Origin of the sequence: Pseudomonas sp. S37 (assembly GCF_016658545.1) — a bacterium.
Classification (GTDB): domain Bacteria; phylum Pseudomonadota; class Gammaproteobacteria; order Pseudomonadales; family Pseudomonadaceae; genus Aquipseudomonas.
Map to the genome: position 1 here is coordinate 1 of NZ_JACVZC010000042.1, position 22,750 is coordinate 22,750.

The 22,750-nt window shown below is 63.4% G+C and carries 23 protein-coding genes; 9 read left to right on the plus strand and 14 right to left on the minus strand.

The features are described 5' to 3' along the window. The coding region (locus IAE39_RS29680) for a hypothetical protein (RefSeq protein WP_236548593.1) at positions 1-286 on the minus strand (286 nt) is incomplete at its 3' end. Here IAE39_RS29680 and IAE39_RS14805 point away from each other — a divergent pair. The 5 genes from IAE39_RS14805 to IAE39_RS14825 all read left to right on the plus strand — a co-directional run bounded on the left by IAE39_RS14805 (position 279) and on the right by IAE39_RS14825 (position 4,503). Further along, complete coding sequence (locus tag IAE39_RS14805; protein WP_201203595.1) at positions 279-1,439, plus strand: D-alanyl-D-alanine carboxypeptidase family protein; 1,161 nt, start codon at positions 279-281, stop codon at positions 1,437-1,439. The genes IAE39_RS29680 and IAE39_RS14805 overlap by 8 nt on opposite strands. 73 nt (positions 1,440-1,512) lie before the next feature. Beyond that, positions 1,513-1,788: a DUF493 domain-containing protein gene (locus IAE39_RS14810; protein WP_009685832.1), complete on the plus strand. Its 276-nt coding sequence runs from the start codon at positions 1,513-1,515 to the stop codon at positions 1,786-1,788. After that, complete coding sequence (lipB, locus tag IAE39_RS14815; protein WP_201203597.1) at positions 1,788-2,435, plus strand: lipoyl(octanoyl) transferase LipB; 648 nt, start codon at positions 1,788-1,790, stop codon at positions 2,433-2,435. The genes IAE39_RS14810 and lipB overlap by 1 nt, the downstream gene beginning before the upstream one ends. Positions 2,436-2,437: 2 nt before the next feature. Next, a complete protein-coding gene (gene lipA / locus IAE39_RS14820) occupies positions 2,438-3,454 on the plus strand; it encodes a lipoyl synthase (protein ID WP_236548594.1) in 1,017 nt (338 codons plus the stop codon). Positions 3,455-3,564: 110 nt separating this feature from the next. Then, positions 3,565-4,503: a S66 peptidase family protein gene (locus IAE39_RS14825; protein WP_201203599.1), complete on the plus strand. Its 939-nt coding sequence runs from the start codon at positions 3,565-3,567 to the stop codon at positions 4,501-4,503. Positions 4,504-4,637: 134 nt separating this feature from the next. On the opposite strand, the gene IAE39_RS14830 is transcribed toward IAE39_RS14825, so the two are convergent. From IAE39_RS14830 to leuS, 5 genes are all read right to left on the minus strand, one after another. Then, complete coding sequence (locus tag IAE39_RS14830) at positions 4,638-5,954, minus strand: lytic murein transglycosylase (RefSeq protein WP_201203601.1); 1,317 nt, start codon at positions 5,952-5,954, stop codon at positions 4,638-4,640. Positions 5,955-6,014: 60 nt separating this feature from the next. Continuing rightward, on the minus strand, positions 6,015-6,179 hold the full coding sequence (gene arfA / locus IAE39_RS14835) for an alternative ribosome rescue factor ArfA (protein WP_009685838.1): 165 nt from the start codon (positions 6,177-6,179) through the stop codon (positions 6,015-6,017). Between the two features lie 214 nt (positions 6,180-6,393). After that, positions 6,394-7,431, minus strand: a complete 1,038-nt coding sequence (gene holA / locus IAE39_RS14840; RefSeq protein ID WP_201203604.1) for a DNA polymerase III subunit delta — start codon at positions 7,429-7,431, stop codon at positions 6,394-6,396. 39 nt (positions 7,432-7,470) lie between these two features. Further along, positions 7,471-8,076, minus strand: a complete 606-nt coding sequence (locus IAE39_RS14845; RefSeq protein ID WP_201203605.1) for an LPS-assembly lipoprotein LptE — start codon at positions 8,074-8,076, stop codon at positions 7,471-7,473. Between the two features lie 61 nt (positions 8,077-8,137). Continuing rightward, the gene (gene leuS, locus IAE39_RS14850) at positions 8,138-10,744 is read right to left on the minus strand and encodes a leucine--tRNA ligase (RefSeq protein WP_201203607.1); all 2,607 of its coding nucleotides are present in this window, start codon (positions 10,742-10,744) and stop codon (positions 8,138-8,140) included. Positions 10,745-10,971: 227 nt separating this feature from the next. Between leuS and IAE39_RS14855 the strand changes: the two genes are divergently transcribed. Further along, the gene (locus IAE39_RS14855) at positions 10,972-11,286 is read left to right on the plus strand and encodes a hypothetical protein (protein ID WP_201203609.1); all 315 of its coding nucleotides are present in this window, start codon (positions 10,972-10,974) and stop codon (positions 11,284-11,286) included. 135 nt (positions 11,287-11,421) lie between these two features. Further along, positions 11,422-12,183 carry a YdcF family protein gene (locus IAE39_RS14860; protein WP_201203611.1) on the plus strand — a complete coding sequence of 254 codons (762 nt, stop codon included), beginning with the start codon at positions 11,422-11,424 and terminating at the stop codon, positions 12,181-12,183. Positions 12,184-12,308: 125 nt separating this feature from the next. On the opposite strand, the gene lnt is transcribed toward IAE39_RS14860, so the two are convergent. Genes lnt through IAE39_RS14880 form a run of 4 tightly spaced genes read right to left on the minus strand, consistent with a single transcriptional unit; the run spans position 12,309 to position 16,164 of the window. Then, positions 12,309-13,826 carry an apolipoprotein N-acyltransferase gene (lnt, locus tag IAE39_RS14865; RefSeq protein ID WP_201203612.1) on the minus strand — a complete coding sequence of 506 codons (1,518 nt, stop codon included), beginning with the start codon at positions 13,824-13,826 and terminating at the stop codon, positions 12,309-12,311. A gap of 8 nt (positions 13,827-13,834) precedes the next feature. Continuing rightward, the gene (locus tag IAE39_RS14870) at positions 13,835-14,674 is read right to left on the minus strand and encodes an HlyC/CorC family transporter (protein ID WP_201203614.1); all 840 of its coding nucleotides are present in this window, start codon (positions 14,672-14,674) and stop codon (positions 13,835-13,837) included. Positions 14,675-14,699: 25 nt separating this feature from the next. Further along, the gene (ybeY, locus tag IAE39_RS14875) at positions 14,700-15,173 is read right to left on the minus strand and encodes an rRNA maturation RNase YbeY (RefSeq protein WP_201203615.1); all 474 of its coding nucleotides are present in this window, start codon (positions 15,171-15,173) and stop codon (positions 14,700-14,702) included. Continuing rightward, entirely contained in the window at positions 15,166-16,164 is a 999-nt protein-coding gene (locus IAE39_RS14880) for a PhoH family protein (protein WP_201203616.1), read from the minus strand. Before IAE39_RS14880 ends, ybeY begins: the two co-directional genes overlap by 8 nt. 232 nt (positions 16,165-16,396) lie before the next feature. Here IAE39_RS14880 and IAE39_RS14885 point away from each other — a divergent pair, with 232 nt between their 5' ends. Further along, positions 16,397-16,723 (plus strand): DUF1820 family protein, encoded by a 327-nt coding sequence (locus IAE39_RS14885; protein WP_016489346.1) that lies wholly within the window; start codon positions 16,397-16,399, stop codon positions 16,721-16,723. 3 nt (positions 16,724-16,726) lie between these two features. On the opposite strand, the gene IAE39_RS14890 is transcribed toward IAE39_RS14885, so the two are convergent. The 4 genes from IAE39_RS14890 to IAE39_RS14905 all read right to left on the minus strand — a co-directional run bounded on the left by IAE39_RS14890 (position 16,727) and on the right by IAE39_RS14905 (position 20,262). Further along, a complete protein-coding gene (locus IAE39_RS14890; RefSeq protein ID WP_201203617.1) occupies positions 16,727-17,272 on the minus strand; it encodes a tetratricopeptide repeat protein in 546 nt (181 codons plus the stop codon). 256 nt (positions 17,273-17,528) lie between these two features. Further along, complete coding sequence (gene hemL / locus IAE39_RS14895) at positions 17,529-18,812, minus strand: glutamate-1-semialdehyde 2,1-aminomutase (protein ID WP_201203618.1); 1,284 nt, start codon at positions 18,810-18,812, stop codon at positions 17,529-17,531. Between the two features lie 15 nt (positions 18,813-18,827). Next, positions 18,828-19,451: a thiamine phosphate synthase gene (gene thiE / locus IAE39_RS14900; RefSeq protein ID WP_201203619.1), complete on the minus strand. Its 624-nt coding sequence runs from the start codon at positions 19,449-19,451 to the stop codon at positions 18,828-18,830. Positions 19,452-19,464: 13 nt separating this feature from the next. Then, on the minus strand, positions 19,465-20,262 hold the full coding sequence (locus tag IAE39_RS14905) for a hydroxymethylpyrimidine/phosphomethylpyrimidine kinase (protein WP_201203620.1): 798 nt from the start codon (positions 20,260-20,262) through the stop codon (positions 19,465-19,467). 265 nt (positions 20,263-20,527) lie between these two features. Between IAE39_RS14905 and IAE39_RS14910 the strand changes: the two genes are divergently transcribed. Continuing rightward, positions 20,528-22,516, plus strand: a complete 1,989-nt coding sequence (locus tag IAE39_RS14910) for a sensor histidine kinase (RefSeq protein ID WP_201203622.1) — start codon at positions 20,528-20,530, stop codon at positions 22,514-22,516. The last annotated feature ends 234 nt before the right edge of the window (positions 22,517-22,750 follow it).

The following is a 22,750-nucleotide window of genomic DNA, read 5'->3' on the forward strand; positions in this document are numbered from 1 at the left end:
ATTGCCGGGGCTGCTTTGCAGCCCGATCGCGACACAAGGCCGCTCCTACAGTGACTGCATTTCCATGCAGCGCCACCGTTAAACTGTCGGTTTTGTCATGAATTGCCGGGCGCGGCCATGTACAATGTCGGCTTTTGCCCGCAGCGACATAACGCCGCACTTTGATCCAGAAGTGCTTTTGCCGGGCCAGGCCTACGGCCATAAAACTAGACTGACTGGCGCTGGGCACATGATCTTGCCCAGGGAACATCAGACCATTAGCGATTTTCGAGAGACGGATGAACATCACCAACCTTGCCAAACGACTTTGCCTGCCCGTACTGCTGATGATCACGCCTGCCGCCTTCGCGGCTGAGCAGATGACACCGGCACCACCGCAACTGGCAGCCAAGTCCTACGTACTCATGGACGCGTCCAGCGGCAACGTGCTGGTCGAGAACAACGGTGACGAGCGCCTGCCGCCAGCCAGCCTGACCAAGCTGATGACTGCCTACATCGCCACCCTGGACATCCGCCGCGGCCAGATCGGCGAGAACGACCCGGTTACTGTCAGCGAAAACGCCTGGCGTACCGGCGGTTCGCGCATGTTCATCAAGGTGGGCAGCCAGGTAACGGTCAGCGACCTGCTGCACGGCATCATCATCCAGTCCGGCAACGACGCCTCGGTCGCCCTGTCCGAGCACATCGCCGGCAGCGAAGACGCGTTCGCCGACATGATGAACAAGACGGCTGCCGACCTGGGCATGAGCAACAGCCACTTCATGAACCCGACCGGCCTGCCGAACCCGGAGCACTACTCGTCTGCCCACGACATGGCGACCCTGGCCCGTGCGATCATCAACGTCGACCCGGCCCACTACGCCATCTACTCGCAGAAAGAGTTCTTCTGGAACAACATCAAGCAGCCTAACCGCAACCTGCTGCTGTGGCGTGACAAGACCGTCGATGGCCTGAAAACCGGCCACACCGACGAAGCCGGCTACTGCATGGTGGCTTCGGCCGTTCGCGATGGCCAGCGCCTGATCGCCGTGGTGTTCGGCACCAACAGCGAGCAATCGCGTGCTGCCGAGACCCAGAAGCTGCTCACTTATGGCTTCCGCTTCTTCGAAACCCAGACCTTCTACCAGAAGGGTACCGAGCTGACCCAGGCTCCGGTGTGGAAGGGCGCCTCCAGCATCGTCAAGGCCGGCCTGGCCGACGACCTGACCATGACTATGCCTAAAGGCCAATTGAAGCGCCTGCAGGCTTCGATGACCATGAACCCGCAAATTACCGCGCCTATCGCCAAAGGTGACGTGATCGGTAAAGTGGAAGTCAAACTGGACGAGAAAGTGGTTCACAGCGCCGACCTGATCGCCCTCGATGGCGTCGAGGAAGGTGGTTTCTTCCGCCGTATGTGGGATAGCATCCGTCTATTCTTCTATGGCTTGTTCAACTGATACGTGACCTGCAAGCCCCCGCGTATCACGCGGGGGCATTGTTGTTGCCACGGCTTACGAGGCCGTTTCCGCCATGAGCGAACCAGACGTAAAGTCGCACAAGATCGAATTCCCCTGCGCCGATTACCCGATCAAGGTCATCGGTGACACCGTTGTCGGCTTCAAGGACACGGTAATCGAGATTCTCAGCAAGCACGCCAAGGTCGACCTTTCCACACTGGCCGAACGCCAGAGCAAGGAAGGCAAGTACACCACCGTGCAATTGCACATCGTTGCCGAAAGCGAGAACCAGCTGCACGATATCAACAGCGCCCTGCGCGCTACCGGCATCGTGAAAATGGTGCTCTGATGTCCGCCTGCCTCGGTTTTCGCGAGCTTGGCCTGCAGCCCTATGAACCGGTGCTGGAGGCCATGCGTCGCTTCACCGAGCAGCGCAGCCCGGACAGCCAGGACGAAATCTGGCTGGTCGAGCACCCCGCGGTCTTCACCCAGGGCCAGGCCGGCAAGGCCGAGCACCTGCTGGTGCCGGGCGACATCCCGGTGGTGCAGACCGACCGCGGTGGCCAGGTGACCTACCATGGCCCCGGGCAGCTGGTGGCCTACCTGCTGCTGGATGTACGCCGGCTGGGTTTTGGCGTGCGAGAGCTGGTCAGCCGTATCGAGCAGACCCTGGTTGATCTGCTTGCCAGTTACGACGTCCAGGCTGCGGCCAAGCCCGATGCGCCGGGCGTCTATGTCGATGGAGCGAAAATCGCCTCCCTCGGCCTGCGAATTCGCAATGGCCGTTCGTTCCACGGCCTTGCCCTGAACGTGGACATGGACCTTGCGCCATTCCGCCGAATCAACCCCTGCGGTTATGCGGGGCTGGCGATGACCCAGCTGCGTGACCTGGCAGGCCCGATCGAACTCGACGAGGTCAGGACAAGGCTGCGCGGACAGCTGGTCAAGCACCTCGACTACGCTGAGCAGACGACCCTCACGGGCGGAATCGACTGAATATGACAACTGTGCAAGAAGCCGTGCCGAACCTGATACCCACCCAGGATGTCACCCCGCGCCCAGCGCCGAAGAAGGTGGAAGCTGGGGTAAAACTGCGGGGCGCCGACAAGGTCGCGCGCATCCCGGTGAAGATCATCCCTACCGACGAGCTGCCGAAGAAGCCCGACTGGATTCGCGTGCGTATCCCGGTATCGCCCGAGGTAGACCGCATCAAGCAGCTGCTGCGCAAGCACAAGCTGCACAGCGTGTGTGAAGAGGCCTCCTGCCCGAACCTGGGCGAGTGCTTCTCCGGTGGTACCGCCACCTTCATGATCATGGGTGACATCTGCACCCGTCGTTGCCCGTTCTGCGACGTTGGCCACGGTCGGCCGAAGCCGCTGGACCTGGACGAGCCGAAAAACCTGGCAGTCGCCATTGCCGACCTGCGCCTGAAGTACGTGGTGATCACCTCGGTGGACCGCGACGACCTGCGTGACGGTGGTGCCCAGCACTTTGCCGACTGTATCCGCGAAATCCGCGCGCTGTCGCCGGGCGTGCAGCTGGAAACCCTGGTGCCGGACTACCGCGGCCGTATGGACGTGGCGCTGGAAATCACCGCGCAAGAGCCGCCGGATGTGTTCAACCACAACCTCGAAACCGTACCGCGCCTGTACAAGGCTGCGCGCCCGGGTTCGGATTACGACTGGTCGCTGGACCTGCTGCAGAAGTTCAAGCAGCTGGTGCCGCATGTACCGACCAAGTCGGGCCTGATGCTCGGCCTGGGCGAGACCGACGAAGAAGTGATCGAAGTGATGCACCGCATGCGCGAGCATGACATCGACATGCTCACCCTCGGCCAGTACCTGCAGCCGTCGCGTAGCCACTTGCCGGTACAGCGCTTCGTCCACCCGGACACCTTTGCCTGGTTCGCCGAGGAAGGCTACAAGATGGGCTTCAAGAACGTTGCTTCTGGCCCGCTGGTGCGTTCTTCGTACCACGCCGACCAACAGGCGCACGAAGCCAAGATCAAGCTCTGAGCCTGGGCTGAAACACAAATGCCGATGCTTGCCGAAAAGGCAACATCGGCATTTTTTTTTGTCGGCAACAAGCCATAAGCTACAAGCGACAAGATGTCTGGAGCTGCATGATGAATTGTGTCGATACCCTTCCCGTACATTTGCCCAAGGCGATCCTGCAAGACGCCTGCTTCGCCATCATCGCGCCGGCGGGCTCGGCGCGGCTGGATACGCACAAGGTCAACCAATGGTTCGCTGATCGCGGCTACCGTTGCCGCATTTACCCAGGTGCCCTGCAGGCTCAGGGTTACCTGGCAGGCCCGGACCAGCAGCGGCTGCAGGACCTGCACGATGCCTTTGCCGACCCGGCGATCGACGCCATCCTGTGCATGCGCGGCGGTTACGGCAGCATGCGCCTGCTCGACCAGCTGGATTTCGAGCTGATCCGGCGCAACCCCAAGCCGCTGATCGGCTACAGCGACATAACCGCGCTGCATACGGCGCTGTACCGCCATTGCGGGCTGCTTACCTTCCATGGCGGGATGCTCAATGCCGACCTGCTAGGGGGCAAATTGGCACCGACCGAGTCGTCGTTGCTGGCGCAACTGGGCGGGCACGTGCGGGCGGGTGAGCAGATCGTGCACCCGGCAGGGTTCGCCTTGGACAGTGTGCTGCCAGGCGTGGCCAGCGGGCCGTTGCTGGGGGGCAACCTGTCGATGCTGGGCGCGACCATGGGCACGCTGGCCGAGCTGGATACCCAGGGCGGCATCCTGTTCATCGAGGACGTCAACGAGCCGCTGTACCGGGTGGACCGGTTGCTGACCCAGATGCGCCTGGCGGGCAAGCTGGAAGGGATCAAGGGCGTGCTGGTGGGGGATTTTGCCGGGATTACCACGGCAGCGTTGGCGCCGTTGCTGGTGGAGACCTTCGGGCCGCTGGGCGTGCCGGTGCTGGCCGGGTGGCGCAGTGGGCATTGTGACCCGAATGTGTGCTTGCCGCTGGGGGCTCGGGTCAGGCTGGACAGTGGTCGGCAGAGTCTGGTGTTGGAGCAGGACCTGTTCAAGGCTTGAGATTTTTGGGGCCGCTTTGCAGCCCATCGCGACACAAGGCCGCTCCTACAGGGATCGCATTACTCCAATGTATCGCGGTCCCCTGTAGGAGCGGCCTTGTGTCGCGATAGGGGCGCAACGCGCCCCCAGCTATCTCACTGCTGACGCAAGCTCTCAAGCAACTTATGGGTCGGATACCCATCCGCCGGCCACCCCAGCCCTTGCTGGGCATTGCGAATGGCCTTGCGGGTATTGGCGCCGATAATGCCATCAGCATTGCCCGCCTCATGCCCGCGGCTGTTCAGCAGGTTCTGCAATTCCATGCGTTCGCTGCGGCTGAGCGGCAGGTCTTCCTTCGGCCAGCTGCCGGCAATGAAGCCCCAGCCACTGAAGCGATCGCCCAGCAGGCTGACCGCCAACGCGTAGGACGACGAATTGTTGTACTTGAGGATGGCGCGGAAGTTGTCCAGTACCAGGAACGCCGGGCCACGCGCGCCCGCAGGCAGCAGCAGGGCAGCCGACAGCTGGTTGCTACCTGCTGGCAATTGCGTGCCTGCCGGCAGCTTCACGCCCATCGCCAGCCATTCGCTGACCGGCTTGCGCAAGGCGCCATCGGCCTGCCAGAAGTCGAAGCCAGCGGGCACCTGCACTTCGAAGCCCCATGGCTGGCCACGCTTCCAGCCTGAGCTTTGCAGGTAGTGGGCCGTCGAGGCCAGGGCGTCCGGGGTGCTGTTCCAGATGTCGCGGCGGCCATCGCCGTCAAAGTCCACGGCGTGGGTGTTGTAGGTGGTCGGGATGAACTGGGTCTGGCCCATGGCGCCGGCCCACGAACCGCGCATGGCCTCAGGCTGGATGTCGCCATGCTGGATGATCTGCAGGGCGGCGATAAGCTGGTCTTGGGCGAACTGTGGACGGCGGCCTTCGTAGGCCAAGGTCGCCAGCGAGCGGATAACCGACTTGCTGCCCTGGAACTGGCCGAAGTTGCTCTCCATGCCCCATACCGCCACCAGCACCTGGCGGTCGACGCCATAGCGTTGTTCAAGGCGGGTCAGCAGGTCGGCGTTCTGCTCCAGCAGCCGCTTGCCGTTGCGCACACGCAGGGGCGACAGGGCGCCTTCGAGGTATTCCCATACCGGGCGGGTGAATTCTGGCTGGCTGCGGTCGGCCTTGATCACGTCCAGGTCGGGGGTAACACCGAGGAAGGCGCGGTCGAAGGTGCTTGGCGAAATACCGGCTTGCAGGGCCTGCTGGCGGAAGCCTGCTTGCCATTGGGCGAAGGTTTGCAGGGGCTGGATTTCAGTGCTGACGTCTGGCGTTGCACCGGGCACGGTTACCACGGGCGCAGGTTGCGCAGGGGCCAGCGGCAGCGCGTCTGCCGCGGTGGGTTTTTCCGCGCAGGCAACGAGCAGGATGAAGCTGGAGGCCGCGATCAGCTGGCGGGTTTCCCAACGGGGGAGAAGACGGAAGAGCATGCACAGATCCAGAATTGCAGGTCAGGTGACGACCATACCATGCCTGCGCTTGCGATGCTTTCATGCCGCCAAAAAGTAGGAAGCCTCCCAATCTCTCGATTGGAAGGCTTCGCGGCGGTAGCTGCCTTTGCCTTTTTCCGGTTGTTCCTGGCGGCAGCGGAACAGCGGTTGGGCGATGATCGATTTGGCCTTGTTGGGGCCGTGCTTTTTCGGCTTTTTGCTCATGGCGGGGTTCCCGTGGTGGGTGGGTTTCGGGGCGCACTGTAGGGCCCTGGGTGGGGGAGGGCCAATTGATTGTGTATATGGTCGGAATCGTGACGCCGAGTTTGGGCCGAGCACCGGACCTGTGGGGGCGGGTTCACCCGCGAAGCATGCGACGCGGTGTATGGCACCGGCGTCGCCGGTGTTCGCGGGTAAACCCGCTCCCACAGGGGAGGAACTATTCGGGAGGCAGCGCCAGGCGCTGGCCAGCCATCAGCAATGACAAGCGCGCCAGGCCGGTCCAAGGCGAGCCCTCGGCCTGGCCCTTGATCTGTGCATCGATACGCTGGGCATCCTGCAGCAGCTGCGCCCAGCGCTGCGCCGACAGGCGCTGCAGGGCCTTGCTGACCAGTGGCCGACGTTTGTCCCAGACTGGCGGGCGAGCCTGGCTGAACGCCTTGTCCAGCGGCACGCCCTGGCTGAACTGCTGGGCCAGCCCGGCCAGTTGGCGCAACTCGCGGGCCAGGGCCCAGAGAACCACCGGTGGCTCCACGCCCTCACCGCGCAAGCCTTCGAGCATGCGCAGGGCATGTGCGGCTTCGCCGTTGAGAATGGCATCGACCAGGCCGAAGACATCGAAACGGGCGCTGTCGGCGACAGCCGACTGCACGGTTTCCACGGTGATCTGGCTGCCTTCAGCCAGCAGCTTGAGCTTTTCGATCTCCTGCGCGGCGGCCAGCAGGTTGCCTTCGACGCGTGCGGCAATCAGGTCGACGGCGTCACGCTGAGCCGACAGGCCAGCCTGCTGCAGGCGCTGGTTGATCCACTGTGGCAGCTGGTGCACATCCACCGGCCAGATCTGGATGAACTGGCAATGGGCGCCTTCGATCAAGGCCTTGCCCCACTTGGTCTTCTGCGCACTGCCGTCGAGCTTGGGCAGGCTGATAAGCAGCAAGGTATCTTCAGCGGGGTTGGCGCAGTATTCCATCAAGGCCGCGGCGCCCTTGTCACCGGGCTTGCCCGAGGGCAGGCGCAGCTCCAGCAGGCGGCGCTGGGCGAACAGCGACAGGCTGGCGCCCGCCTGGAGCAGGGTGCCCCAGTCGAAGTTGGCGTCGGCACTGAATACCTGACGTTCGTCAAAACCTTGCTGACGCGCGGCGTGGCGGATGGCGTCGGCGGCTTCCTGGCACAGCAGCGGGTCGTCACCGCTGACCACGTAGACTGGGGCCAGGGCGCCTTGCAGGTGCTTGTTGAGTTGGGCGGGGGCGAGCTTCATGGCGAGCAGGTGGGGCACCCGAAGGTGCCCCGCACGGGCTTAGTTGCCCGGGATTTCCAGTGGCGATTGCTGCGGGGTTTCTGCCTGCTGGCGGCGGGCAGCCTCCAGTGCGGCAGCTTCAGCCTGGGCGCGCTGGTCGGCTTTGTGCTGCAGTTCGTCCAGCTGGGCCGGGCTCAGCTGCTGCAGGCGCACGACCATGGCGTTGACCAGGTCACGGCGCATTTCCACGCGGGAGCGGGCGGCTTCCTGCTCGGAACCGGTGATGTTCGAGCCATCACGCACGTAGACCTTGCGCATTTCCAGCTTGTCGCTGAGCAGTTCCAGGTTGTTCAGGCCCTGAATGCTGTAGTCGAGTTCGGTGGTCAGTTCGTATTCAGCGGTGCGGTTGCCGCTGTTGTAGCTGGCCGAGCGCTCGCGCTCCTGTTCGTTGGTCAGCACCAGACGGTAAGGCGCGCCGGTGTGCACATTGACGCCGCTGTTCTTCAGGACCTGGCGCAGTTCGGTCACGGTGGCGCCGTAGGCATCACGCGCGCTGACGTCCATTTCCTTGATGCTCAACTCGTTGGTGCCAGTGCCGCGCAGCTGGAAACCGCAGGCGCTGAGCATGACCGCCAGGCCGATTACCAGCAAATTGCGTTTGATCATGTTGTTGCTCCCTTGTGGGCCTGTTCCGCCCGCCCGCAGTGGCTGCGGGCGGGCGTTGCCATCAGTTGGCGACGATGTTGACCAGCTTGCCAGGTACCACGATGACCTTGCGGATGGCCAGGCCATCGATGAAGCGCAGGACATTTTCGTTGCTGCGCGCGGCAGCTTCGATTTCTTCGCGGCTGGCGGCGGCCGGCATTTCGACCTGGCCACGCAGCTTGCCGTTGACCTGCACCACCAGGGTAACGGTGTCCTGGACCAGGGCGGCTTCGTCGACGGCTGGCCAGCCGGCGTCGATCACGGCCTGCTGGTGGCCCAGTTGCTGCCACAGCTCGTGGGAGATGTGCGGGGTGATCGGCGCCAGCAGCAGGGTCACGGCTTCCAGGCCTTCCTGCAGCAGGGCGCGGTCCTGTTCGGTGGCTTGCGGGGCCTTTTCCAGCACGTTCATCACGGTCATCACCTGGGCGATGGCGGTGTTGAACTTGTGGAACTGGCCAACGTCGGTGCTGGCCTGCTTGATGGCAGCATGGATGGCGCGGCGGATGACCTTTTGCGCGTCGTCCAGGGCGGCGATATCCAGCTTGCCTGCCGGGCCTTGGGCCACGTGGGCCTGGGCCAGGCGCCATACACGGCGCAGGAAGCGGCTGGCGCCCTCGACACCGGAGTCGGACCATTCCAGGCTCGCGTCAGGTGGCGAGGCGAACATCATGAACAGGCGGCAGGTGTCAGCACCGTACTGATCGATCATCGATTGCGGGTCTACGCCGTTGTTCTTCGACTTCGACATCTTCTCGGTGCCGCCGATTTCCACCGGCAGGCCGTCGGTCTTCAGGCGGGCGCCAATGATCTTGGCCTTGGCATCGCGCTCGATTTCGACATCGGCCGGGTTGAACCAGTCCTTGCCGCCGTTGCTGGCCACACGGTAGTAGGTTTCGGCGACCACCATGCCCTGGGTGAGCAGGTTCTTGAACGGTTCGTTCGAGGTGACCAGGCCTTCGTCACGCATCAGCTTGTGGAAGAAGCGCGCGTACAGCAGGTGCAGGATGGCGTGTTCGATACCACCGATGTACTGGTCGACCGGCAGCCAGTGGTTGGCCGCTTTCGGGTCGACCATGCCACCTTCGTAGTTGGGCGAGGCGTAACGGGCGAAGTACCAGGACGACTCGACGAAGGTGTCCATGGTGTCGGTTTCGCGTTTGGCCGCAGTACCGCATTTAGGGCAGCTGCATTCGTAGAACTCTGGCATGCGTGCCAGCGGCGAACCAGCGCCGTCCGGCACCACGTTCTCCGGCAGGGTGACCGGCAGCTGGTCTTCTGGCACCGGCACGTCGCCGCAGGACGGGCAGTGGATGATCGGGATCGGGCAGCCCCAGTAGCGCTGGCGGCTGATACCCCAGTCGCGCAGGCGGAACTGGGTACGCGATTTGCCCAGCTCCTTGCGGATAAGGGCAGCTTCGATGGCGTCGAAGGCGCCGGCGAAGTCCAGGCCGTCGAACTCGGCGGAGTTGATCAACTGGCCGTGCTCGCCGTAGGCGTCCTGCCACTCGTTGCCGACTTCATCGCCAGCGCTGGTGCGCACCACGGCCTTGACCGGCAGTTTGTACTTGTGGGCGAACTCGAAGTCGCGCTCGTCGTGGGCCGGTACGGCCATTACCGCGCCATCGCCGTAGTGCATCAGCACGTAGTTGGCGACCCACACCGGCAGCTTCTCACCGGTCAGCGGGTGCTCGACCAGCAGGGAAGTGGCCATGCCCTTCTTCTCCTGGGTGGCCATGTCGGCTTCGGCGACGCTGCCGCCCTTGCACTCGTCGATGAACGCCTGCAGCGCCGGGTTGCCCTGGGCGGCCTGGGTGGCCAGCGGGTGTTCGGCGGCGACGGCGACGTAGGTGGCGCCCATCAGCGTGTCGGGACGGGTGGTGAAGACCTTGAGCGCGCCTTCGTGGCCAATGCTGGCCTGGTCGTACGGGAACTGTACTTCCATGCCGCGCGACTTGCCGATCCAGTTGCGCTGCATGGTCTTGACCTGCTCAGGCCAGCCCGGCAGCTCGTCGAGGCTTTCCAGCAGCTCGTCGGCGTAGTCGGTGATACGGAAGTAGTACATCGGGATTTCGCGCTTTTCGATCAGCGCGCCGGAACGCCAGCCACGGCCGTCGATGACCTGCTCGTTGGCCAGTACGGTCTGGTCGGCCGGGTCCCAGTTCACGGTCCCGTTCTTGCGGTAGATGATGCCTTTCTCGAACAGGCGGGTGAACAGCCACTGCTCCCAACGGTAGTAGTCGGGCTTGCAGGTGGTGACTTCACGTGCCCAGTCGATGGCCAGGCCCAGGCTCTTGAGCTGGGTCTTCATGTAGTCGATGTTTTCGTACGTCCACTTGGCCGGGGCGACGTTGTTCTTCATCGCCGCGTTTTCCGCAGGCATGCCGAAAGCGTCCCAGCCCATCGGCTGCAGGACGTTCTTGCCCAGCATGCGCTGGTAGCGGGCAATCACGTCGCCGATGGTGTAGTTGCGCACGTGGCCCATGTGTAGCTTGCCGCTCGGGTACGGGAACATCGATAGGCAATAGTAGGTGTCTTTGCCTGGCTGTTCGGTAACAGCGAACGATTGTTGCTCGTCCCAGAAGTTCTGGGCGGCGGCTTCGATATCACGGGGCGTGTATTGTTCGTGCATGGCTACTTTTGGCTGAGAGAGAAGAGACCTTGTTCCAGGCAGCGGAACCTCGCTGCGACCGGCACTCCGGTGTCGTTTAGAGTGAACGCCGTAGCATACAGCAGCGCTGCGCATCGTGGGAAACCTTCGTTGCGAATGGCCGCTGGTCGCGGCACGCAGCTGCTTTTTGCAACGACGCTAAGCTCAGGTGTGGGGGGAGATATTCTTATCTTCAATGAGGTGAACGGATGGGAGAGACGCAGCTACCCGCAAGCAGACCGGAGCTTTACGAGCGCCTGATCGACCGGCTTGGCCTGGCACTGGAAACCGCCAGGACCTCGGTGCGATTGCGCGACGAGATGCCAGCCGAGCTGGAGTTGCGTGGCCTGAGCCATGCAGAGTTCGAAGTGATCAAGGCCTACCTGGATACCCTCCCGGAGCGCCAGAACGCCACTGTCGGCAGTTACCCACAAGCGGAGCCGACATCAGCCAAGATCATCTGGCTCAAGGACAAGAAACGCCCCGCCAATACGGCGAGATCCAGGACGCTGCCGCATCGCTAGCCGTTCAGGACGCCAGGCGCAGGCCAAGCGCGCCGGTTCTTCAATATCACCACAGCTCACGTTTGGCGCCGGTCGCACCCTTGTTGACCGGCGCCGATCCTTCTAGGCTGCACCTCTGCCAAGGAGCTGTGGCCAATGCCGATCCGATTTTTCATCAAACAATGGTTGATGCCGCCGGGCATCCTGTTCCTGCTGCTGCTTGCCGCATGGTGGTTGCGTGCGCGGCGGCCACGGTTGGCGGCGTTGTGCTTTGCTGTGGGGCTGGGTGGCCTGTGGCTGATGAGCCTGCCGCGGGTGGTGCAGGAAACGGCCCGGGTGCTGGAGACCGAGCCGCCACTGGCGGTGAATGACTGGGCGGGCCTGGCCAGCCGCGCAGATGCCATCGTGGTGCTGGGTGCGGGGCGCGAGCGGGGTGACCCGGCCTGGGGTGGTGGTGACCAGCCTACGGCCACGGCGCTGGAGCGCATGCGCTTTGCCGCGCAGCTTGCCAAGGCGTCGGGCTTGCCGGTGCTGACCAGTGGCGGGCTGCACTACGGGACGCCGCCGAGTGAGGCGCAGTTGATGGCGGATCGCTTGCGTGAAGATTTTGCGGTCGAGGTGAAGTGGCGGGAGGAGGGCAGCCGCACGACCTGGGAGAACGCCCAGCTAACGGCCAAGGTGCTGCAGCCGTTGGGCATTCGCCGGGTGGTGGTAGTGACCCAGGCCTGGCACATGCAGCGCTCGCGCTGGAGTTTTGAACAGGCAGGGTTCGAGGTGGTGCCGGCGCCTGTGGGGTTCCTTGGGCACGAGCATGCGCGGCCGTTTGACGGGTTGCTGCCGGAGAGCCGGGCGATGTGGCAGAGCGGGCAGTTGGTTAATGAAGTGGTGGGGTTGGTGGGGTATCGGGTGTTCTATTGAGTCTTGTGTTGCCTGTTCTGGCCTCTTCGCGGGTGAACCCGCTCCCACAGGTACACCGCAGGCCATGGGCTTGTGCGGTCCCTGTGGGAGCGGGTTCACCCGCGAAGAGGCCAGAACAGGAAAACTCAGACGGTCTTGGCAATACGCCCGGCCAGCAACGCCCAGCCCAGCAGCAGCACGCAGACAATCGCCAGCGGCCACGAGCGCCATTGCAGGTACGGCGTCAGCTGCTGCATCGGCACCACCTCGCCATACAGCACCGCCTGCTGGAACTGCGGAATCTGCGTGGTAATGCGGCCAAACGGGTCGATCAGCGCGGTCACGCCGTTGTTGGTGGCGCGGATCATCCAGCGGCCGGCTTCCAGCGCACGCATCTGTGCCATCTGCAGGTGCTGCAGCGGGCCGATCGACGTGCCAAACCAGGTGTCGTTGCTGATGGTCAGCAGCAGGTCGCTACGTGCGGCCAGGCTGGCAGCGAACTCCGGGTAGACCACTTCGTAGCAGATGTACGGCGCAATCTGGTAACCCTTGGCCTGTAGCAGCGGCTGGTCTTCCGGCCCGCGGGCGAAGTCTGACATCGGCAGGTTGAAGAACTCGATGGCGCCGCGCAGCATGTCCTGCAGCGGCACGTACTCGCCAAACGGCACCAGCTTCTGCTTGAGGTAGGTGCCATCGCCTTCGCCGGTAACGGTGACGCCGTTGTAGTAGCGGCGCTGATGGTGCACTTCTTCACGTACCGGTACGCCAGTGATCAGCGCCGAATGCCGCTCGGCAGCGAAGCGGCCCATCACGTCGATGTAGCCCTGGGCCTGGTCTTTGAGTATCGGCACCGCTGTTTCCGGCCAGACCAGCAGGTCCACGGGTTTGGCGGTGAAGCTCAGGTCACGGTACAGCGCCAGTTGCGCGTCGATGTGCGCCGGGTCCCATTTCAGGTCCTGCTCGACGTTGCCCTGGATTGCCGCCACTTTCAGCGGGTCGCCGGCCGGCTTGGTCCAGGCGTGGCCCTTGAGCGCCAGGCCCAGTGCCCACGGCGCCAGCAGCAATACCGCGGCAATGGCCAGGAACGACGGGCGCTCGCGCAGGCGGTGCAGGTTGCACAGCAGGGCGGCGGTCAGGGCCAGGGTGAAGGAAACCAGCCATACACCGCCCAGTGGTGCCAGGCCGGCCAAGGGGCCGTCCAGCTGGCTGTAGCCGGCGTAGAGCCAGGGGAAACCGGTCAGGAACCAGCCGCGGAAGGCCTCTTGCAGCAGCCACAGCGCAGCGAAGCACAGGGCATCGGCCAGTGGCGCTTCGTTGCGCCGTAGCCAGCGTGCCCACAGCCAGGTGGGCAGGGCGAAGAACCAGGCCAAGGCTGCGAAAAACGCCAGCAGCAGCAGGATTGCCAGCAACGGCGAGGCGCCGCCGTAGGTGTTCATGCTGACGTAGATCCACCAGGTGCCGGCGCCGTACAGGCCGAAACCGAACCACCAGCCCCGCCACATGGCCTGGCGCGGGCTGAGCTCGCGCAGGCCAAGGTAGAGCACGGCGATCGACAACAGCGCCAACGGCCAGATGTCGAACGGCGCCAGGGCCAGGAGGGTGGAAGCACCGGCCGCCAGGGCCAGCAGGTTACCGGGCCAGCCGGGGCGGGTGATCCAACGCATGTTTGTCCTTAACGGCTGATCGGGGTCAGGCGCAGCAAGTGTATCCGCCGGCTGTCGGCGTTGAGAATACGGAACTTATAAGACCCGATCTCGGTGGTTTCGTTGCGCTTGGGCAAGTGGCCGAAGGCACTCATCACCAGGCCGCCGACCGTGTCGAACTCGTCATCAGAGAATTCGCTGTCGAAGAACTCGTTGAAGTTCTCGATCGGGGTGAGCGCCTTGACCAGGAAGTCACCGCTGGGCAGCGGCTTGATGTAGCTGTCTTCCTCGACGTCGTGCTCGTCCTCGATATCGCCGACGATCTGCTCCAGTACGTCCTCGATGGTGACCAGGCCCGCCACGCCGCCGTATTCGTCGATGACGATGGCCATGTGGTTATGGTTGGCGCGGAACTCGCGCAGCAGCACGTTCAGGCGCTTGGACTCGGGCACGAAGGTGGCCGGGCGCAGCAGGTCCTTGATGTTGAAGCTGTCGCCGTTCTCTTTGAGGATCAGCGGCAGCAGGTCTTTGGCGAGCAGAATGCCGAGCACATCGTCGTGGCTTTCGCCGATCACCGGGTAACGCGAGTGCGCGGCGTCGATCACCGCCGGCAGGAATTCGCGCGGCGACTGGCTGGCCTTGATGCTGATCATTTGCGAGCGTGGGACCATGATGTCGCGCACCTGCAGGTCAGCGACCTGGATGGCACCTTCGACAATGGTCAGCGCTTCGCTGTCCAGCAGCTTGTTCTGATGGGCTTCGCGCAGCAGCTCAAGCAGCTCCTGGCGGTTTTTCGGCTCATGGGCAAAAGCCTGGGTCAGTTTACCCAGCCAGGACTTTTGCCCGTTGCTCGATCGATCTTCGCTCATGGCGGTTCTCGTGATCCTTCGTGTATCAGTGTGTGAGAGTGTCGGTTTCATCGTCGGCGTACGGGTCAGGGTGACCCAGTTCTGCCAGCAATTCTCGTTCCAGGCCTTCCATTTCCTCGGCTTCCTCATCCTCGATGTGGTCGTAGCCAAGCAAGTGCAGGCAGCCATGGATGACCAGGTGCGCCCAGTGTGCTTCCAGCGACTTGCCTTGTTCGGCAGCCTCGCGCTCGACCACGGCTACGCAGATGACCAGGTCGCCCAACAGCGGGATATCGAGCAGGTCATCGGGCACGTCGGCCGGGAACGACAGCACGTTGGTCGCGTAGTCCTTGTGCCGGTAGGTGTGGTTCAGTTCGCGGCCTTCGGCCTCGTCGACCAGGCGAATGGTCATTTCCGAGTCGGCGCTGCGCTGGCGCAAGCCCAGTTCGCACCAGCGGCGGAAGGCGTCGTCACCCGGGGCGGCAGCGTCCGTGGCCCGTTGGATATCAAGTTCAAGCATCTTTGCCGGGCGCCTCGGGCTTGGCCTGGCGGCCTTCGAAGCGGTCATAGGCTTCGACGATACGCTGCACCAGTGGGTGACGAACCACATCTTTGGGTTGGAAGTGGGTAAAACTGATACCCGGAACGTCCTTCAGTACCTCGATGACGTGCGCCAGGCCCGATTTGGTGCCACGCGGCAGGTCGACCTGGGTGATGTCACCGGTGATGACGGCGGTGGAGCCGAAACCGATGCGGGTGAGGAACATCTTCATCTGTTCCAGCGTGGTGTTCTGGCTTTCGTCGAGGATGATGAAGCTGTTGTTCAGGGTGCGGCCACGCATGTAGGCAAGCGGGGCAATTTCGATCACCTGGCGTTCGATCAGCTTGGCCACGTGTTCGAAGCCGAGCATTTCGTACAGGGCGTCGTACAGCGGGCGCAGGTACGGGTCGATCTTCTGGGCCAGGTCACCGGGCAGGAAGCCGAGCTTTTCGCCCGCCTCGACCGCCGGGCGCACCAGCAGGATGCGGCGCACCTGTTCGCGCTCCAGCGCGTCCACCGCGCAGGCCACGGCCAGGTAAGTCTTGCCGGTACCGGCCGGGCCGATGCCGAAGTTGATATCGTTGGCCAGGATTTCCTTGACGTAGCGCTGCTGGTTAAGCCCGCGCGGGCGGATGTTGCCCTTGCGCGTGCGCAGCGAAACGCTGACCTCGTTGACGGCCGGGTTGTCGATGTTCTCGACGGCCGACTCCTGCAGGTACAGGTGCACGGTTTCCGGCGACAGGTCGCTGCCCTTGGTCTCGCGGTAGAGACGGCGCAGCAGCTGTTCGGCAGCGGAGGTGGTCTTGGGTTCGCCGATCAGTTCGAACTGATTGCCACGGTTGCGGATTTCGATGGCAAGGCGCTGTTCGATCAGGCGCAGGTGCTCGTCGAACTGGCCGCACAAGTTGGCGAAACGGTGGGCCTCGAAAGGTTCGAGGATGAAGCGATGGGGTTGTATGGGTGCGTTCAAGGTCGTTTTTAGCCGCTCGACGGCAATGGAGTTGATCTCAAGAATAACCCTTGAATGGCAGTGGCGAAAGCACTGAAACGTTCAACGGTATGTACTGCCTGTTCCGGCCTCTTCGCGGGTGAGCCCGCTCCCACAGGGTCACCACCGTCCTTGTGGGAGCGGGTTCACCCGCGAAGAGGCCGGCACTGCTATGATGCGCCCCTTTTCTTACGCATGTGTTATCCCGCCGAACATGAGCAAACGCGAACCTGCCATCTATAAAGTGATCTTCCTCAACCAGGGGCAGGTCTTCGAGATGTACGCCAAGCAGATCTACCAGAGCGACCTGTGGGGCTTCCTGGAAATTGAGGAGTTCGTGTTCGGCGAGCGCTCGCAGCTGGTGGTGGACCCGAGCGAGGAGAAGCTCAAGAGCCAGTTCGAGGGGGTGATCCGCAGTTTCGTGCCAATGCACTCGATCGTGCGCATCGATGAGGTAGAGCGGCTGGGCACGGCAAAGATCAGCGAAGCCAAGGGCGGCGGCAATGTGATGCCGTTCCCGATGCCAATGCCGGAAAAGTAACCCTCAGGGAAGTGGCGAGAACGGCGTGCGCCCTTCGGCGTTCTGCAGTTCCAGCAGGTACTTGCGGAAGATCTGGCCGAGCACCTGGGTGGCGTGCTCCAGCTCGTCGCGGGGCATTTGCTCGGTCACTTCGTCGGCCATGTCCAGCGCATCCTCGGCGCCGTTGACCGCGGCCATCTTCAGCAGGATGTAGGCCTGCACGTTGTTGGCCTTGACCCCTTCGCCATGGAAGAAAATGGCACCCAAGCGGTACTGTGCATCGGCGTGGCCTTGCAACGAGGCCTTCTGGAACCAGTCCAGCGCCTTGTTCAGGTTTTTTGGCGTTTGCGTGTAGTAGTACTCGCCCAGTTCGAATTGCGCCTGGGCATCACCCGCGGTTGCCGTCTGCTCGCAGGCCTCGAGGGCGTTCGCCAGGTCTTCTGGCTGAACGTTCAAGGTGCAGCGGCCCGTTGCCGGAATCAGCAGCGAGTTACCGCCCTCCGCCAGGGCCAGCAGGGGCTGAAGAAGCAACAGGCAGCCCAGGGTCAGGGCGCGGCCGGTGCGGTTCATGGGGATCGACTTACCTCTGCAAAGCTGCGGCCAATGTCTCTGGTGGCACATTATGGGATAAGCAGCGCCAACCTTACAAAGTTTTACTCGAATTTCTGCTTGGTTGGGGAAGTCAGCTGATTGTGCATGAATAATTATTGTCTGTACCGGCCTCTTCGCGGGTGAACCCGCTCCTACAAGGACCGCGTTGCTTTCATGGGCGCGCGGTCCTTGTAGGAGCGGGTTCACCCGCGAAGAGGCCAGTACAGGCTAAATATCACTTCAGCGCAGCAAAAGCCTTCTCAGCCGCATCCAGGGTGATCTGCAGCTCCGTGTCGCCATGGGCGATGGAGGTGAAGCCCGCCTCGAACGCGCTCGGTGCCAGGTACACGCCACCGTCGAGCATCAGGTGGAAGAAGCGCTTGAAGCGCTCGGCATCGCTGGCCATCACGTCTTCGAAGGTGACGATATCGTCGGCACCGCTGAAGTACAGACCGAACATGGCCCCGGCCTGCGTGGTGACGAACGGCACGCCAGCCGCATCGGCGCGCTGCTGCAGGCCGTCGAGCATGCGGCTGGTGTAATCGGTCAGCTCGGCGTGGAAGCCCGGGCGGCTGATCAGCTTGAGGGTGGTCAGGCCGGCAGCCATGGCCAGCGGGTTGCCCGACAGGGTGCCAGCCTGGTAGACCGGGCCCAGCGGGGCGATGCAGCCCATGATTTCGCGCTTGCCACCGAAGCAGCCGACCGGCATGCCGCCGCCGACGATCTTGCCGAAGGTGGACAGGTCCGGCTCGATGCCGTAGTGGCCCTGGGCGCCACCGAGGGATACGCGGAAGCCGGTCATCACTTCGTCGAAGATCAGCACCACGCCGTGTTTGTCGCACTGCTCGCGCAGGCCTTCGAGGAAGCCCGGCGCCGGTGGTACGCAGTTCATGTTGCCGGCCACCGGTTCGACGATGATGCAGGCCACGGTCTGGCCGACTTCGGCCAGGGTTTTCTCGACCGCGGCGATGTCGTTGAACGGCAGGGTCAGGGTGTGCTTGGCGAAGTCCGCCGGCACGCCCGCCGAGCTTGGCACGCCCTGGGTCAGCAGGCCGGAACCGGCTTTTACCAGCAGGCTGTCGGAATGGCCGTGGTAGCAGCCTTCGAATTTGATGATGGCGTCACGGCCGGTGTAGCCACGGGCCAGGCGGATGGCGCTCATGGTGGCTTCGGTGCCCGAGCTGACCATGCGTACCATTTCCATCGACGGCACGATCGAGCAGACCAGGTCGGCCATTTCGGTTTCCATGGCGGTCGGTGCGCCGTAGGACAGGCCGTGTTGCAGCTGCTTGCGCACCGAGTCGAGCACGTCCGGGTGGCCGTGGCCGAGGATCATCGGGCCCCAGGAGCCCACGTAGTCGACATAACGCTTGTCGTCCTCGTCAACGACGTAGGCGCCTTCGGCATGCTTGAAGAACAGCGGCGTGCCGCCCACGCTCTTGAAGGCGCGGACCGGCGAGTTGACGCCACCGGGGATGTGCTTCTGGGCTTGGGCGAACAGGGCTTCGGAACGGGACATGGGGGTTCTCTCGAATCAGGATGCGAACAAGGCGTTGAAGGCGCGGGCGCGGCGGGTGACTTCCTGCGCGCTGTCGGCACCGAACAGGCCGTGGATCACCGCCAGCAGGTCGGCGCCATGGGCGACCAGCGGGGCGGCGTTGTCGAGGGTAATGCCGCCGATCACCGCGATCGGCAGTTTCACCTGGGCGCGGGCCTGCTCCAGCAGTTCGACGTTGGCAGCGGGCGCGCCCGGTTTGGTGACGGAATTGAAGAAACGGCCAAAGGCCACATAGCTGGCGCCTTCGCTGGCAGCCTGGGCGGCCAGCTCAAGGCTGGCGTGGCATGTAGAGCCGATGATCGCCTGGCGGCCGAGCAGGGAACGGGCCGGGGTCAGCGGGCCGTCGGTCTGGCCCAGGTGTACGCCAACGCCCAGGCGCGCGGCCAGCTCGGCATCGTCGTTGATCAGCAACTGCGTGCCGTAGCGCTCGCAGAGCTTGAGCAGCCCTTCGGCTTCACGCAGGCGGCGCGCCGCGTCGTCGCTTTTGTCGCGGTACTGCAGCAGGCACACACCGCCTTCCAGCGCCGCTTCGACATGGGACAGGAAACGGCCGGCAAGCAGTTGGCTGTCGGTGATGGCATACAGACCGCGTAGCGTCATTGAAAGCCTCGTATCAGGAGCAGAAATCCAGGGGCAGGCGCCGTGGCACGTACTGGCCCTTGCCCAGTTGCTCGGCGTCACGCAGGGTGCGCCAGGTGTAGTCCAGGGCGCTGCGCACGGCGCTTTCCAGTTGCTCGCCCAGGGCCAGGCGACCGGCCAGGGCGCTGGCCAGGGTGCAGCCCGAGCCGTGGTAACTGCCAGGCAGGCGCTGGCAGGTCCAGGTATGTTGCTGGCCGTCTTGGGTGTACAGGCGGTTGTGAATTTCGTCTTCGTCGCCGTGACCGCCGGTAATCAGCAGGTGTCTACAGAACGGCAGCAGTTTCTCGGCACACTGGTCGGCAGTGCCTTCGGGCAGTTCGGCGAGGATGCGCGCTTCGGGCAGGTTCGGCGTGGCGATGGTCGCCAGCGGTAGCAGGCGTTCGCGCAGCGCGTAGCCCACTTCGTCCTTGCCCAGGCGGCCGCCGCCACCGGCACGCAGTACCGGGTCGCAGACCAGCGGCAGGTGCGGGTGGGCGGCGAGCAGTTCGGCGACGGTGTCGACCATGTCGATCGAGCCGAGCATGCCCAGCTTGACGGCGGCCACCGTGGAGTCGGCCAGCACGGCGTTGGCCTGGGCCAGCACCCACTCACGGTCGAGCACGCGGAAGTCGGAAACGTTGACGGTATCCTGCACGGTCAGGGCGGTCACTGCAGGTGCAGCGTGACAGCCTTGGGCGATCAGGGCTTCGATATCTGCCTGCAAGCCGGCGCCGCCACTTGGGTCGTGGCCGGAGAGACAGAGGACAACGGGGCGGGAGCTGTAGGTATTCATGGTCGGCGAGCTTACCACCAAACCTGTTTGGGCGGATCGTCCGACAAACGAGATTTGCTGATCGTTCGGTCAGATTTGTTTTTGTTTTTCTTCTGAAAGCATTGAGTTAGAGCCTTTTCTTTGTGATTTGTTATGGCCGATTGCCAGGTTGTGAAGCTATGCTAGAGTGCTCGGATAACTCGACAAACGGGTTCTGCCGGATCACGTCGTCTCAAACGGATGGGAGGCAACCGCGACGCGACCGGACAGGCCATGCTGGGGCTGTATGCGCTATTTGCTGATTGTGCTTCTGGGTTTGCTGCCCATGCTGGCCGGAGCGGTCGATTTCGACGACGCGACCGGGCATGTTCCGTTGGGCAAGGCCATGCAGGTTTACGAAGACCTCGATGGCAGTGCCAGCATCGCCCAGGTCAGCGCCCCCGGGTTCGCCAAACGCTTTCGCCCCCATCATGAAGACGTGCTGAACGCCGGTTACTCCACTTCGGTGTTCTGGCTCAAGGTCGAGCTGCGCCCCGTTGCCGCGCCTGGTGCTGCCCCCCGGCAATGGCTGCTGGAGCTGGCCTATCCACCACTGGATCACCTTGAGCTGTATCTTGCCGATGACCGCGGCGTGTATCGCCTGGCCCAGCGTACCGGCGATGCCTTGCCCTACGACAGCCGGCAAATCCGCCAGAACAACTACCTGTTCGAACTGCAGCTGCCGCCTGGCCAGGTCACCACCGCCTACTTGCGCCTGCACAGCCAGGGCTCGGTGCAGGCGCCGCTGGCGCTGTGGTCCCCCCAAGCTTATATGGAGGACCAGCCCACACGCCTGTATGTGCTGGGGATGATCTACGGCGTGTTGCTGGTGATGCTGGTGTACAACCTGTTCATCTACCTCAGCGTGCGCGATGTCAGTTACCTCTATTACATCCTCTATATTGCGTCGTTCGGCTTTTATCAGGTGTCGGTGAACGGTGCCGGTGTCGCCTACTTCTGGCCGGACAGCCCATGGTGGGCGAATGCCTCGACACCGCTGTTCATTGGCGCTGCCGGGTTGTTCGGTTGCCAGTTTGCCCGGCACTTCCTGCAACTGGGCAGCATCAGCCGCAGCTTCGACCGGTTGTTGCAACTGCTGATGCTGGGCGGCGCCGTGGTGATGGTGCTGGCGGTGAGCGTGCCTTATGGCATTGCGCTGCGCATGGCCACGTTGCTGGCGCTGCTGTTTACCGTGAGCATTTTCAGTGCCGGGCTGTATGCCTGGTGGCGCGGCCTGCGCGTGGCGCGCTGGTTCATTATTGCCTGGACGGCGTTCCTGCTCGGTGGGCTGGTCAACACCCTTATGGTGCTGGGTTACCTGCCGAACGTGTTCATCACCATGTATGCCAGCCAGTTGGGTTCGGCGCTGGAAGTGGCGTTGCTGTCGCTGGCGCTGGCCGACCGTATCAACAGCTTGCGCGAGCAGCAGGCGCAGACCTTGCGTGAGACCGGGCGTACGCTGGAGCAACTGAACCTGCAACTGGCCAGGAGCAACCGGCTGAAGGATGAGTTCCTGGCCAGCGTGACCCATGAGCTGCGCACGCCGATGAATGGGGTAATTGGCTCGCTGGAGCTGATGCACACGCTGCCGATGGAGGGCGAGATGGCCCAGTACCACCGTACGGCGGTGGGCTCGGCGCAGGGCATGATGGACATGGTGGATGCGATTCTGACCCTGTCCGAGCTGCAAGCGGGCCGCCTGCGTGCGCAGCCGGCGCCGTTCAGCTTGCGCACGCTGTTGCAGAGCTTGCGTGCCGGGTATGCCGGGCAGGCCCTGGGCAAGGGCCTGTACCTGAGCCTGGACATCCCGGCCGATTTGCCGGACGGTCTGTTGGGTGACGGGCAGAAGCTTGCGCGTTGCCTGGGGTGCCTGGTGGACAACGGGCTGAAGTTCACCCATCAGGGCGGGGTGATGATCCAGGTACGCGGGCGTCGGGTAGGGCCGGATGACCTGGCGTTGACCTTTACGGTGAGTGACAGCGGGATCGGTTTTGATGACCTGGACCAGGCGACCTTGTATCAGCGCTTCTTCCAGGTGGATGGCTCGATGACCCGGCGCTATGGCGGGTTGGGGATCGGGTTGTCGATTTGTCGGCAGATGGGGGAGTTGCTGGGGGCGCGGTTGGCGCATGAGTCGACGCGCGGGTTGGGGAGCAAGTTTGAGTTGAGTTTGAATATGGCCGTTTCGCAGGTGCGGGTGGGGCCGACGATTCTGCAGGCGCGGCGTTCGGTTTGAGGGAGGGGCTGATGCCGTCCCCAGCCATGCCCCCAGCAACCTACAACAATTCCAGACTCTTCCTACGCCCCAGCACTGGAAACTCCACCCCCTGCGAAATACCCTACAACCTCTGTCGACACGCGTCTGATTGTTCCTGCAAATCCCGCCCTCTAGGCTTTGCCTGTCGCTGACGGTTCAGCGATCGGGTGTGGAAACCTGCAGCAAGCATTTCAGGGTTTAACTAGCAATCAG

What these genes read in the sequence shown, in the direction of transcription:
- leuS (WP_201203607.1), bottom strand. Translation starts at nt 10,744, where the DNA reads ATGCACGAACAATACACGCCCCGTGATATCGAAGCCGCCGCCCAGAAC.
- holA (WP_201203604.1), bottom strand. Translation starts at nt 7,431, where the DNA reads ATGAAGCTCGCCCCCGCCCAACTCAACAAGCACCTGCAAGGCGCCCTG.
- IAE39_RS14825 (WP_201203599.1), top strand. Translation starts at nt 3,565, where the DNA reads ATGAATTGTGTCGATACCCTTCCCGTACATTTGCCCAAGGCGATCCTG.
- lipB (WP_201203597.1), top strand. Translation starts at nt 1,788, where the DNA reads ATGTCCGCCTGCCTCGGTTTTCGCGAGCTTGGCCTGCAGCCCTATGAA.
- IAE39_RS14855 (WP_201203609.1), top strand. Translation starts at nt 10,972, where the DNA reads ATGGGAGAGACGCAGCTACCCGCAAGCAGACCGGAGCTTTACGAGCGC.
- IAE39_RS14810 (WP_009685832.1), top strand. Translation starts at nt 1,513, where the DNA reads ATGAGCGAACCAGACGTAAAGTCGCACAAGATCGAATTCCCCTGCGCC.
- ybeY (WP_201203615.1), bottom strand. Translation starts at nt 15,173, where the DNA reads ATGCTTGAACTTGATATCCAACGGGCCACGGACGCTGCCGCCCCGGGT.
- IAE39_RS14830 (WP_201203601.1), bottom strand. Translation starts at nt 5,954, where the DNA reads ATGCTCTTCCGTCTTCTCCCCCGTTGGGAAACCCGCCAGCTGATCGCG.
- IAE39_RS14805 (WP_201203595.1), top strand. Translation starts at nt 279, where the DNA reads ATGAACATCACCAACCTTGCCAAACGACTTTGCCTGCCCGTACTGCTG.
- hemL (WP_201203618.1), bottom strand. Translation starts at nt 18,812, where the DNA reads ATGTCCCGTTCCGAAGCCCTGTTCGCCCAAGCCCAGAAGCACATCCCC.
- IAE39_RS14905 (WP_201203620.1), bottom strand. Translation starts at nt 20,262, where the DNA reads ATGAATACCTACAGCTCCCGCCCCGTTGTCCTCTGTCTCTCCGGCCAC.
- IAE39_RS14860 (WP_201203611.1), top strand. Translation starts at nt 11,422, where the DNA reads ATGCCGATCCGATTTTTCATCAAACAATGGTTGATGCCGCCGGGCATC.
- IAE39_RS14910 (WP_201203622.1), top strand. Translation starts at nt 20,528, where the DNA reads ATGCGCTATTTGCTGATTGTGCTTCTGGGTTTGCTGCCCATGCTGGCC.
- arfA (WP_009685838.1), bottom strand. Translation starts at nt 6,179, where the DNA reads ATGAGCAAAAAGCCGAAAAAGCACGGCCCCAACAAGGCCAAATCGATC.
- IAE39_RS14845 (WP_201203605.1), bottom strand. Translation starts at nt 8,076, where the DNA reads ATGATCAAACGCAATTTGCTGGTAATCGGCCTGGCGGTCATGCTCAGC.
- thiE (WP_201203619.1), bottom strand. Translation starts at nt 19,451, where the DNA reads ATGACGCTACGCGGTCTGTATGCCATCACCGACAGCCAACTGCTTGCC.
- IAE39_RS14870 (WP_201203614.1), bottom strand. Translation starts at nt 14,674, where the DNA reads ATGAGCGAAGATCGATCGAGCAACGGGCAAAAGTCCTGGCTGGGTAAA.
- IAE39_RS14890 (WP_201203617.1), bottom strand. Translation starts at nt 17,272, where the DNA reads ATGAACCGCACCGGCCGCGCCCTGACCCTGGGCTGCCTGTTGCTTCTT.
- IAE39_RS14885 (WP_016489346.1), top strand. Translation starts at nt 16,397, where the DNA reads ATGAGCAAACGCGAACCTGCCATCTATAAAGTGATCTTCCTCAACCAG.
- lipA (WP_236548594.1), top strand. Translation starts at nt 2,438, where the DNA reads ATGACAACTGTGCAAGAAGCCGTGCCGAACCTGATACCCACCCAGGAT.
- lnt (WP_201203612.1), bottom strand. Translation starts at nt 13,826, where the DNA reads ATGCGTTGGATCACCCGCCCCGGCTGGCCCGGTAACCTGCTGGCCCTG.